Origin of the sequence: Mixta sp. (assembly GCF_024610815.1) — a bacterium.
Taxonomy (GTDB): domain Bacteria; phylum Pseudomonadota; class Gammaproteobacteria; order Enterobacterales; family Enterobacteriaceae; genus Mixta; species Mixta calida.
Map to the genome: position 1 here is coordinate 1 of NZ_JANION010000217.1, position 11,850 is coordinate 11,850.

Sequence of the window (11,850 nt, forward strand, 5' to 3'; positions counted from 1 at the left end):
ATCTTACTGTTCTACCCAATACCCCCCTCTGTTGACCCCTTGTAGTCAGTTTGTGGACACGATTTTTATTTTCTGCAGCGGGTTTAAATAAATGGCATCTTCCAGATGGTCTGGTGCGAAATGCGCATAACGCATAGTAACTCTGATATCTGAGTGGCCGAGAATTCGCTGCAGCACCAGAATATTTCCGCCGCCCATCATAAAGTGACTGGCAAAGGTATGGCGCAATACATGGCTCATCTGGCCTTCAGGCAATTCTATTTTTGCTATTTTTAATACCCGGTAAAACTGTCGGTAGCACTCCTCAAAAGGCTTGCCTTCACGCGCTAACAGCTCTTCATATAACTCTTTATCGATGGGAACCGTGCGGTTCTTTTTCCCTTTGGTTTTAACAAAGGTGATTTTATTTGGTGAGAGTTGTGAAGCGCGCAGACTGGCCGCCTCATTCCAGCGGCAGCCGGTGCTAAGGCAGATTTTAACGATAAGGGTAAGATCGGAGTTTGCATGACCATAACAGGCACGCATCAATCGTGTGGTTTGTTCGTCGGTGAGTCAGGCCATTTCTTTTTCTGGTACATCAAACTCACAGACATTTTTAAGCGGGTTAGGGTAGTTAACCTCACCCAGCCGTTCCAGCTCATTAAAGACCGCACGCAAAAAGGCATGCTCACAGTTAACCGTACCGATCGATACCTTTAGCGACTTGGCGCTGGTCTTATAGCCATTCTCGATTTCACCACGTAAGCGGCGGTCACGGTAATGCGCCCAGTCTTTAGCGGTTAGGGTTCGCGCAACCGGATCGCCAAGTCCCCGGCAGATGATGCCCAGCTTTCCCAGACGGCCTTTTTTGTCATTCAACGAGCAGCCGTGCAGCTTATACCAAAGGTCAATCAACTCACTAAGCAGCCGGTTATCTTCTTTACCGCCCATCCAGGGCTTATCTTCTACCTCAGATAGCGTGAACTTTTCATAAGCTATCGCTTCACCGCGTGTAGTGAAGGTTTTGCGTACGCGCTTGCTGCCGCGGCCGTTGAGGTAGAAGTCGCATTGCCACTTATGGGTGCGCTCAGATTGTCAGCTCAGGGCAGGGGATGCATGCGGTTGCGGTTTACTGGTCTGTGACCGGGCAGCTGGAGGCAATCATTCAGTAAAATTTATTGCCAGGCTAAATCTGGACAGCGAAATACAGCAGCGTTAGGATGAATTTCTTTGCAAAAACAGGGATAAGTTATGGATACGACAGATCAACTTAGCGGGAAATATTTTTTTTGACGGGATGAATGTTGATAAAGAGGAGCTTCTTTACTGGCTTATCCTGGATGAGTTCCGAAAACAGTTTAGTGATGCGATCGATATACTGGCTGTTGCCTCTATGCTGGTCAGCCTGCCGGTTATTCCTGTCAGCGGTAAATTGGGTGCTGGCACGGCGACAAAAGGGACAAGCCCGTTATCACTGGCAAGCAGAACCCTGATTCGGCAGCGATTTAAAAAGGGAAGAAGGACTATTACCTGGGCAAAAATGCTTAGGGGAGAATGGGCCTACACCACAAGTGTTGGCGCTTATATTGGCCGCTGGTTGCCCTGGATAGGGGCGGTTCTGACTGCGTATGATTTGGCAATGATAACCCGGAATGTCATACACCGTTACAGGCTGATCGTAGGATAGGAAAATTTAAAATGGATAAAGCAGAACGTGTGCGGGCGCTTTTGAAGAAACATTTTTGGGATATGCCTGATGAGGCATCGTTAAGCACTGGTAAAAAAACGGTGTTACCGGAAGATGCACTCGATTTTTTTGAGGATTACGTAGAACAGTGTGAAGTGGATATGACGGGATTTAATTTCCGCTGCTATTTTCCTAATGCCGGGATCCGTTTTCTTCCTAATGTACTATTGCCGGCTTATTTAAAAACTGACCATCATCAGCCGGAGCCGCTGACGGTCAGTATGTTGATAGCTTCTGCTGAGGCAGGACGCTGGCTTTATAACCGCAAATGACCATTTAAAAAGGCATTAACAAACTCACACGGTTGGCGCTGCAGGCTAGTTGATATCAGGGGCTATCGCTGTATCAACGCGATTAAGAAGCACACGAAATTTTCTCCAGTTGTCATAGCTGGCTGTTTCTTCATCCGTGGCAATCCCGAGCGAAACGGCGTCATGAAGTGGGGCAATTTTAGAGTCAGCCATCAGGCGTAACTCTGCCTTTTTAGCTTCTGCCTCAGCTATGTCATCCTCGGCTGTTCGGACGTAATCAATCAACGTGGAAATCACCAACCTGGAAAACGATGTTAAACGGGCAGTGGGCTAAAACAAATAGCCTGGGCGGTTTGATCGGGCGGTGGTTGCCGTGGTTAGGCGTAATTATCACTGCATATGATGTGATTATGATCACCCGGAACAGCATATGGCGCTTTAATCTCATCGTTAAACCGGAGCATCGGGTATGAATGATGATAAAGAAAATGAAATTTTGCAGTTTGTCAGGCAAGAGCTGAGTGCGCATGAACTCGGTATAGACGACAGTTTAACATCGGGTCGTTCAATGACCGTTTTTGAAGATGTGTTTAACATGATGGAGCGGTTTTCTGAGCGTTTTGCTGTGGACTGTTCTGATATTAACTGGTTTAAATATTATCCCCGTGTTGGCATTCCTTTTTTACCCAATTTTTTGCTTCCTGAGAAACTAAAAACGGATCGCTCCCAACCAGCCCGGTTCACCGTAAGAATGCTGGCTGAATCAGCCAAAGCAGGCCGATGGCTATATGACTAACTGAATAAAGACAGACGAAATTAAGGCGGCCATGTTCTGCCTTTTTTATGCCCGCACTTATATCACATCAGACATTACAGAGGCTCTTTGCATAAAGGGCTTCGATAATGTATTTCTCTAAGAGATTTGGGAGCGTCGAGGACAGGGAGTGACACATTGGTAAAGCGCAGTTTCGGCTCAGTAATCAGGGAGAGAGCCTCAAGCTGGAACAGGAAAAAAATCGGCGGCATGTTGGTATGCTTATCGCCGGGATAAAAACACGCATTCAATCTGGCCGAAGTCGGGCGCACTTTAATCCGCCAGGGTTTCTTAAACTTTAATCTCTGTCTCCCGCTTGCCGATTTTTGGCGCGAGGCTTTAAGGCTACTGATATTTGCTTTTAACTACTCATTGCCGTCAGTTACATTGAGACGTTTCTTGTCCGCTATTAGTGAAAAGCGGCCATAGCAGCCTGCATGCAAGATGTAGAAAGCCAGTGACAGCTAAGCTACACCCTGTTAAGGATGCTGATAGCTGCTCCGCAATCTTTCCTTAGCCTCAGGAATGCCTGAGGCTAACCGATCGAGCCTTATTTAACCTTTTTTAGCGAGTTGCTAAACCTTTGAACAGCGGAAGTAATAATGACAAAAAATACCGGCACGAAGAAGATTGCCAACAGCGTGCCGCTGATCATTCCGCCAAAAACACCTGTGCCAATCGCATTCTGGGTACTCTTACTGGCACCGTTCGCCAGCATCAGTGGAACCACGCCAAGCGTAAAAGCCAATGACGTCATGATGATTGGCCGCAGACGTAATCGGGCCGCTTCCTTCGTTGCCTCGAGCAGCGGTTTACCCTGCGCATAAAGCTGTCGGGCAAACTCTACAATCAAGATGGCGTTTTTGGTCGAAAGCCCGATTAGCGTGATCATACCGACCTTGAAAAAAACATCGTTGGACATACCTGCGATAAATACCGCCAGCAGCGCGCCAGCCATGCCCAGCGGAACGACAAGTATCACTGAAAGCGGTACTGACCAGCTCTCATACAGCGCGGCAAGCACCAGAAAAACAACGAGAACGGATAAGGCTATCAGCAGCGGCATCTGAGCCGCTGAGCTGCGTTCCTGTAGCGAAGCGCCAGTCCACTCTACGAAATAGCCTGTTGGAAGAGAAGCCGCAAGCTTGTCCATTTCAGCCATCGCTGCTCCGCTGGAGTAACCGGCGGCGGTACTGCCGGTGATTTTAATTGCCGGGTAGCCCTGATAACGATTGAGCTGCTGCGGCGACTGGGTCCAGTTCGTCGTAACAAAAGCCGACAGCGGAACCATCTCGCCTGACACATTCCTGACGTAGAGTTTGAGCAAATCCGCCAGCTGCATACGGTAAGCGGAATCCGCCTGCACAATAACCTGTTGTACACGTCCGTTATCCACATAGTCATTGATGTAATTCGAGCCAATCGAGGCTGACAGCATTTGATTAATCTCATCAAAGCTAACGCCCATCGCCTGCGCTTTTTCCCTGTCGACCTCAAGACTAGCGCTTACGCCCGCAGGCAAACCCTCAATGTAGACGTCATTGACCGCGCTACTGTTGTTGGCTTTCTCCGTCAGCGTCGAGGCTGCCTGCAATAATGCGGTATAGCCGTAGCCGGCACGGTCTTCAAGATAGAGTTCAAAACCCGATGAAGTCCCCATATCGGAGATGGCAGGCGGCATCAGGCTCATCACTATGGCGGCGGGGTCGTTACTCATTTCCCTCTGCACTCGTTCTGCTTCCCCATCAGCAGTCGCGCCCTGCCGCTCGCCCCAGTCTTTCAGCGTGGTAAAGGTCATCGCGGTGTTCGAACCGGAGCCGGAAAAACCAAAACCAAAAATGGAGATATTATTGTCAATGCCGGGTCTTGCCATGATTGCTTTTTCAAGCCGATCGACCACATGACGTGTTCTTTCCTGCGTGGCATCTGACGGCAGTTGGACCGATGTCATAAAGTAGCCCTGGTCTTCGTCGGGTAGGAAAGATGAAGGCAGTGCAGAGTAGGCCATAAACATTACCGCACACAGTACGGCATAAATCAGCATAACACGGCCACTACGCCGCAGCGTGGCATGCAGCCCTCGCTCATAGCGGTTCGTCAGGGCACTGAAACGGCGGTTAAACCAGCCCGCAAAGCCTTTCTTTTTCTCACCGTGCTGCTCAATCGGCTTCAACAGCGAAGCACACAGCGCGGGTGTCATGGTCAGCGCAAGGAAAGCCGAAAATAAAATAGAAACGGCCATTGAAATCGTGAACTGACGATAGATGATCCCAACCGAGCCAGCGGCGAATCCCATCGGAATAAACACGGCGGTAAGTACCAGCGTGATGCCGATGATCGCCGGCGTGATCTCGCGCATTGCTTCTCGCGTGGCCTCTTTCGGCGAAAGGCCTTTTTCCGCCATCAGGCGCTCGACGCTCTCCACCACCACAATCGCATCGTCAACAATGATGCCGATAGCCAGTACCATGCCAAACATCGTCAGCACATTGATGGAAAAACCGCCGATCAGCATCACGGTAAATGTGCCGAGCAGCGCCACCGGCGCGACAATTGCCGGAATAAAGGTGTAGCGCAAATTCTGCAGGAACAGCAACATTACCAGGAATACCAATACCATGGCTTCAATAAAGGTATGTATTACCTTTTCAATTGACAGCTTCACAAACGGCGCGGTATCAAACGGCACCGAGAAGGACATACCCTGCGGCAGCACAGCTGAAAGTTCGTTCAGCCGTGAACGCACGCCCTGAGCGGTGCTGACGGCATTGGCGCCTGGTACCAATTGGATCGCCGCGGCGGTGGCAGCATGTCCGTTTTCGCGAATAGCGAATGCATAGCTTTGCAGACCTTGCTCCACGCGCGCGACATCAGCCAGCCGAACGCGCGAACCATTATTCAACGCCTTCAGCGTAATATTGCGGAAATCTTCCACGGAACTGAGCTGCCCGCGCACCGTAAGCGGATAAGTGACGCGTTGTCCGGGCTGCGTCGGTTCATCGCCAATTCTGCCCGGTGAGACTTGTGCATTCTGCTGGCTCAGCGCTGCGGTGACGTCACTGACCGAGAGTTTATAGTTAAACAATTTAATCGGATCCAGCCACACGCGCATCGCTTTCTCAGCGCCGAACAGCTGAACTTTGCCGACGCCCGGAACGCGCTTCAACTCCTCTGAAACGTTACGCGCAAAGTAGTCGCTCAGATCCTGCTCCGTGTACTGAGCGGTGGGTGAACGTAGCCCGACGATCATCAAAAAGCCAGAGTTGGCCGCCTCCACCTCCAGACCATTCTGACGTACAGTTTGCGGTAGCCGGGATTCAACTACCTTAATTTTGTTCTGCACATCAACCTGAGCGAGCTTGATGTCCGTTCCGGGTTTAAAGGTAACTGTGATGCTGGCAGTGCCTGACGTATCACTTGAAGACCCAAAGTAGAGTATGCCGTCAACGCCGGAGATTTCTCTCTCGATCAGTGAGATTACCGAATCATTCATGGTTTCTGGCGTGGCGCCGGGGTAGGTCACCGTGATGCTGACGCTCGGCGGGGCTACCGAGGGATATTGCGCCACAGGCAACTGCGGAATGGCAATGACGCCTGCCAGTACGATAAACAGAGCTATAACCCAGGCAAAAACAGGCCTTTCGATAAAGAATTGCGGCATCGGAATGTCCGGTGGTGAAACGGGAAGAGGTAATAAGTGCGTTATGCTCAGATTTGCCCGGTGTTGACGCGGCGACCGATGTCTTTGAGCTGAGAGTATTTTTCCAGCAGCTGCGGGCCGTCATCCAGGCTCATGGCAAACATCCACATATAAGTCATGACCGAATAAATATGGCCGGCATCGCGGACGCTGTTTAGTGTCATATATATAATGGTCATGGCGAACAGCAGCGCGGTTACTGAACCAATTGCCAGATAACCCATTGCTTCACGATCGGAAAGCCGGATGCGCAGACCGGCCAGCACGCCGTAATGCTTTGCCAGCGAAGGTGCTCTGGCAGTGCTGACAAAGCTCACTTCTTTTTCCAGTCGGTTATTCACACGTACAAACAGCGCTTCGTTTTTACGTGTGAAGCCGGGCAGAAAACAGCCAAAGAAAACGAGTATTGCGATACAGGCTATGCCGGTCCAGAATTCAATCGCCAGCAGCATCACGGCGGCACCCGTAATGGACGCCATAGAAGTAATAAGTACCGGCAGATGCTTCTCAAAAAAATCCACAAATTCGCGCGACAGCGTTACGCGCGCCGCAATGGTTGATGCGCCATGATTTTCGCTGCGCTGAGTCAGGATCACCGGCACCGCCAGTTCGGCGTAGATACGGGCAAAAGTGCGGGTATCTACGCTGCGGCGCGCTGCGCCGATGGCCCACATGGTAAACACCATGCCGGCGTATAACACAGCGTGCAGCGCCTGCCCCGACATAATGGCATTGATGGCAAACCCCGCCAGAAGCGGGTAGGACAGATACATTACGTTCTCAGCAATGACCAGCAAGAAAGTGAGCAGCAGTTTTTTACGATGCCGATAGCCCAACATTTTCAGAGTCTGAAGAGCGCTGTGGGCAGGCACAGGTACCGCTGGCGTTTTGAATATATGCATGTTTAACTTCTGTTTATAGTATGCTTGAGCGGTTGCTCAAGGTCGAAGTGAGTCTATTTGAGCAGTTGCTCAAAGTCAACGCAGGAAAATGAGGAAAAATATGTCGGCCGATAACCTTCGGGTACAAATCCTGGACGGGGCGATAGCGCTTTTTATTGAAAAAGGCATTGATAAAGTGACCACTCGGGAACTTACCGAGCACCTCGGCATTTCACGCAGTCATATCTATCACTATTTTCGCGACTGGGGTTCGCTCAGGCTGGAGGCAGCTGAGCGTTTCATGCTGGCCGATCTTAATGCTTTCAAAGACGCTATCGCTGGTTTTACACCTGATGCCGCGCTTGATGCTTTTATTACCAGTTTGCCTTCAACCCATGATGCTGACTGGCAACTGTACAATTCAGTCTGGACGCAGGCCCAGCACGATCAGGCTTATGCAGATTTGGCAATAAATAATATGGACAGGTGGATTAGGCTTTTAGAAAGCATCATTGCGGCTGGCATTAGTCAGGGGCTTTACCGGCAAGTCAACGTTGCGCGTGTCGCCCGTATGATAGGTGCTACTGTGAACGGGTATGCAGATCTACTTAGCGTTAAGCCTACTGCGTCAGGCTTCCAGGAGGCGAAAGAGGATTTGAGGTATCTGGTTAATCAGCTTGTGGGTCTTGCTGAGTAATAACCGGGAATTCGTCTTATCAGATAACTTTAATGCAGGATTTAACAGGGCCCCATATGTAATAAAAGCAAACAGAGAAGCAGAGAAAAACCTGTACGCATTGAATAGCGCAGGCAGGGATGCCAGAACCTCCGCGACTGAAACGATAGCTTTCAGAAGGGGGATACCATACTGTTTAACCGTCATAGAAACTTTCCCGGATCGCTTCAGGCATGCCTGTAAAATATCGGTACCGATATTTGTCCGAACGCGATCCGAAAACCTCGGTAAGTTGTTGAATTTAAAAATATGCAATAATAAGCCTTGTAACCATTAAAAGCAGATCCTCTATTGAAAAAAATTTTTCTTAGGCCGTTGATCAATAGAAATCCACATGAGCCATGACGATCTTGAATTTAAAGCCTTTAGTAAAGGGGGGTAAAATAAACATTATGAATGCCATTGAAGCTGTAGAACTTTGCAATCTCAGCTATGTACGCTTAATAATGTGATGCTATATAGCTATAGACCTATTTTGACTGGGGGAGAAGCGATTAACTGACGGGGGATTATTAAAGTGCCTGACATAGTGAAGGACGCGAAAGATTAAAAACGGCGCTATCTTAAAAATACTATAGCGTTTAGACTCTCATCTATGGAAATTACACGCAAGAATGCCCTTCTGCAAGAGTAATCAGGCCGACAGTTCTCTGCCGGCCTTAAAGTCTGTTATTTGCGGCCTAACAGGTAACCCAGCACAACGCCGGCTGCGGCTGCAATCGCTAACCCGCCAAGAGGATTAGAGGAAACCTGGCTTCTCACCGTATCAGCGGCATCACGCACAGCGTAGCTTGCCTGGCTGGCGTATTTACGCGCTGCGCCTTCCGCCTGATCGCTATAGCTGTCGGTTGCACGACCGTAAGCTTCCTGCGCTTTACCGGTACCTTCGCGTACTTTGTCTTCGATTTTACCTAGCATCTTTTTCTCCTTTTATGCATTGAAAGAGTAAGTCTAGCAGAAATATAAGCGGCTATATGACGGGCAGGGAGCGAAACGGTAGATCCAAGGTTGGCGATCTTGACAAGCAGCGTTCAATAAAAGAGATACCGGAAAAATGTGAGATTAAGTAACGATAATGACCTTTTTTATTTTTTCATTAACTTCATGAAAAATAAAGGTTATAGAAGATTTTTTCACTATGTATATAACGCATGCGCTGAAAAATGAAAAATTTAGTAAGGGAGAATAAGAAGTTGAGAACACAAAAAAATTGGTTAATTAAGATAAATCTGTGATTCTGTTTTTGCTGTTTCGATAAAAGAATCTTTTTCATCAAAGCTATTGCCGCAGGCGGCGCTGTTCCTGCGCTGGATAAAAACAACGCCGTTGGGGAGAGGGATTCAGAGAGATTCAAAGCCGATAAGCTTTTTCTCAATGCGGGAGTCAGGCATCATTAACTCGATGCCTTGCATCAGCGCATCGCCCGCTTGATACAGTGCTTCCAGCGGCATGGCAGGCAGGCTTTCCAGAATAAACCACATCTGTTTTGCCTCCGCGCTCAGTCGGGTTCTGACGCCCTGCCGCCAGTTCCAGCGCCGACAGGTTACCCCCTGGTTATCACGCCAGATGACTTCGCCCGGTTCAGGTGATTCGCTGGCGGGTTCTCCTTCCTTAAAGGTATCAAACAGCTCCGTTCCGTTGGCGATGGTCAACAGAGGCTGGCCGACATAGGCGGCAAAATTTTCGCCTCCTACCGGAATGGCGTAACGAATACTAACAGCATTATAGAGATCGACGATCGGATCGATAGCGGGCATTGCCCGGTCGCGCAGAACACGTTTGCGTAACGCATCGGCGGAGCAGGGCGTACGTTTAGGTTTGGCGCCGAACGCTTTGAAAGCTTCAGCCCACGCGGCGAGATGCGCCTCTGCCCACGGCGTCTCATTGCCAGTAATGGATGCGCATGCCTGCTTCAGGGCTTCTTCCGCAATTTCGGCGTTAGCTATGGGCGCAGCTTCAACAGCAATGCTCAGCGCGCGAAAGCCCGGCGCCAGGCTGACAATTGCCGGGTCGATTGACGGGGAAACGGAAAACATAACATAATCCTTTAGTGACTCATTTAGATTATAGTAATGACCGGTGACCAAAAAAGTCAATAAAACGACCAGCGCGGGTGCGGATATCGCCTGCGTCAGCGAGGCGGTGTCCAGCAGCATCCGCAACTACCGCAAGGCAAAAAAATTCTCTCTGGATGAGCTTTCCCGACGCGCGGGCGTCAGCAAAGGGATGCTGGTGGAGATTGAAAAGGGCAGTGCAAACCCCAGCGTCGCTATTCTCTGTAAAATCGCCGCCGCGCTCGGTTTATCTGTCGCGGATATTGTTAACGTTACCCGCGCGCCCGATGCGTGGCTGATTGAAAGTCAAGATATTCCCACGCTCTGGCAAGGTGAACAGGGTGGTACTGCCCGCCTGTTGGCTGGCTCCAGCGGCCCGGATATGATTGAGCTCTGGCGATGGGAGATGTTTCCGGGCGAAATTTTTGCTTCGCCGGGCCATCCGCACGGCACCTTTGAGCTGCTGTATGTTGAAAAAGGCCTGCTGAATATGAAAACCGCAACCAGTGAGCTCAACGTTCACGCAGGTTGTTCAGCGGTGGCCAGAACGGATAGCGCTCACCATTACGCTAATTTTAGCGACGCGCCGCTGATCTTTACCATGACGGTCGCGGAGCTGCATCGCTGACGGGCATTTTGATCTCTGTTAAAACGAATACGAATTTTCCTGATGATGGCAGAGAAGGACTTGCCTGAAGGGCGATAGTTTGTGTAAAACTGCGTCTTGCTGCCACCTGTTTGGCACAACGCAGCTTACCGGGCGGGTATCGTATAATGGTATTACCCCAGCTTCCCAAGCTGGTGACACGGGTTCGATTCCCGTTACCCGCTCCACACCTTCTTTTCCTTTGCCGATGCCTGATGGAAAGCAAGAGTTGACTGGACCCATTGCGAAAGCCTTTGGCAGCATCGTTGGCGTTACCTAAAACCGATTTCAGGAGAAAGCATGAAGGATAACGCTCAGATTTATCCTTTTCAGGATGAATACTTTCAGCCGGTTACAGATATTTTTCTGCGCGCCGTAAAAGAGATTGCCAGCAGCAGCTATACGCCTGCGCAAATTGCTGCATGGTCGGCGATTGAACCAGAACAGTGGCGGGCAAGACTACGTTCCGGCGGCGTCTGGCTGGTAAGGGACGGCGAAAAGGTGGCCGGTTTTATTAAGATCGATGCTGACGGCTATCTGGATTTGCTTTTCGTTAATCCTGACTATATCAGGCGAGGCGTCGCCACGCGGTTATTGCAAAAAGCATACGCCGTAGCGGAAGAAAGCGGGCTGACCCGTATCGTTACCGATGCGAGCATAGCGGCAAAACCGTTTTTCGCTGCACAGCAGTTTAGTATTGTGCAGCAACAGCAAGTCAGTTTGCGAGGCGAAATTTTTATTAACTACAGGATGGAGAAAATATTAATTATTGAAAAATAGAAAAGAAAAACATTTCTTGGCATTTTTCAAGATAAATAGTCTCGACTATGACTGAATTCGTCATTTTGAAGGATTATCTTTCCTGTACGTAGCCGTGAATAACCTTATATTATTCTGCGCGCTTTACTCTATATCCTGCATGTACAGCCGCCCAGCAAGCGTTGTTGCGAATTAACTTGCTGTTTCAAAGAAATAGTTCAGTCTGTATAACTGTCTGACAGAAGAAAAAGACAAATAATTATAGGAATTTTCTTCTTCATTT

At 49.5% G+C, this 11,850-nt stretch carries 10 protein-coding genes, 1 tRNA gene and 3 pseudogenes; 8 read left to right on the forward strand and 6 right to left on the reverse strand.

Features of this window, described 5'->3' with window-relative positions:
- Window positions 1-45 precede the first annotated feature (45 nt).
- Window positions 46-1,068 (reverse strand): annotated as a pseudogene (locus MYY08_RS16495) (phage integrase); the annotation flags it as partial.
- Window positions 1,069-1,230: 162 nt separating this feature from the next.
- Here MYY08_RS16495 and MYY08_RS16500 point away from each other — a divergent pair.
- Window positions 1,231-1,666: pseudogene (locus tag MYY08_RS16500) on the forward strand (STM2901 family protein).
- 11 nt (window positions 1,667-1,677) lie between these two features.
- Complete coding sequence (locus MYY08_RS16505) at window positions 1,678-1,998, forward strand: DUF1493 family protein (RefSeq protein WP_038625681.1); 321 nt, start codon at window positions 1,678-1,680, stop codon at window positions 1,996-1,998.
- Window positions 1,999-2,043: 45 nt separating this feature from the next.
- Here MYY08_RS16505 and MYY08_RS16510 read toward each other — a convergent pair whose 3' ends face one another.
- A complete protein-coding gene (locus tag MYY08_RS16510) occupies window positions 2,044-2,262 on the reverse strand; it encodes a tail fiber assembly protein (protein WP_373996381.1) in 219 nt (72 codons plus the stop codon).
- A gap of 2 nt (window positions 2,263-2,264) precedes the next feature.
- On the opposite strand from MYY08_RS16510, the pseudogene MYY08_RS19210 reads away from it, so the two are divergent.
- Together MYY08_RS19210 and MYY08_RS16515 are read left to right on the forward strand one after the other, a co-directional pair.
- A pseudogene (locus MYY08_RS19210) lies at window positions 2,265-2,450 on the forward strand (STM2901 family protein); the annotation flags it as partial.
- Window positions 2,447-2,773 carry a DUF1493 family protein gene (locus tag MYY08_RS16515; RefSeq protein WP_084970541.1) on the forward strand — a complete coding sequence of 109 codons (327 nt, stop codon included), beginning with the start codon at window positions 2,447-2,449 and terminating at the stop codon, window positions 2,771-2,773. The pseudogene MYY08_RS19210 and the gene MYY08_RS16515, both read left to right, overlap by 4 nt.
- A 568-nt stretch (window positions 2,774-3,341) precedes the next feature.
- Here the strand turns inward: MYY08_RS16515 and MYY08_RS16520 are convergent.
- Entirely contained in the window at window positions 3,342-6,452 is a 3,111-nt protein-coding gene (locus MYY08_RS16520; RefSeq protein ID WP_288014973.1) for a multidrug efflux RND transporter permease subunit, read from the reverse strand.
- Window positions 6,453-6,499: 47 nt separating this feature from the next.
- Complete coding sequence (locus MYY08_RS16525) at window positions 6,500-7,393, reverse strand: ABC transporter six-transmembrane domain-containing protein (RefSeq protein WP_084970543.1); 894 nt, start codon at window positions 7,391-7,393, stop codon at window positions 6,500-6,502.
- Between the two features lie 100 nt (window positions 7,394-7,493).
- Here MYY08_RS16525 and MYY08_RS16530 point away from each other — a divergent pair, with 100 nt between their 5' ends.
- Window positions 7,494-8,069, forward strand: a complete 576-nt coding sequence (locus tag MYY08_RS16530) for a TetR/AcrR family transcriptional regulator (RefSeq protein WP_052134012.1) — start codon at window positions 7,494-7,496, stop codon at window positions 8,067-8,069.
- Between the two features lie 708 nt (window positions 8,070-8,777).
- On the opposite strand, the gene MYY08_RS16535 is transcribed toward MYY08_RS16530, so the two are convergent.
- Complete coding sequence (locus MYY08_RS16535) at window positions 8,778-9,026, reverse strand: CsbD family protein (RefSeq protein WP_038625689.1); 249 nt, start codon at window positions 9,024-9,026, stop codon at window positions 8,778-8,780.
- Between the two features lie 422 nt (window positions 9,027-9,448).
- Entirely contained in the window at window positions 9,449-10,144 is a 696-nt protein-coding gene (locus MYY08_RS16540; protein WP_038625691.1) for a B3/B4 domain-containing protein, read from the reverse strand.
- Window positions 10,145-10,187: 43 nt separating this feature from the next.
- Between MYY08_RS16540 and MYY08_RS16545 the strand changes: the two genes are divergently transcribed.
- From MYY08_RS16545 to MYY08_RS16555, 3 genes are all read left to right on the forward strand, one after another.
- Entirely contained in the window at window positions 10,188-10,790 is a 603-nt protein-coding gene (locus MYY08_RS16545) for a helix-turn-helix domain-containing protein (protein WP_288014975.1), read from the forward strand.
- 132 nt (window positions 10,791-10,922) lie between these two features.
- Window positions 10,923-10,996, forward strand: a tRNA-Gly gene (locus MYY08_RS16550).
- A gap of 112 nt (window positions 10,997-11,108) precedes the next feature.
- Window positions 11,109-11,588 carry a GNAT family N-acetyltransferase gene (locus MYY08_RS16555; RefSeq protein ID WP_084970544.1) on the forward strand — a complete coding sequence of 160 codons (480 nt, stop codon included), beginning with the start codon at window positions 11,109-11,111 and terminating at the stop codon, window positions 11,586-11,588.
- The last annotated feature ends 262 nt before the right edge of the window (window positions 11,589-11,850 follow it).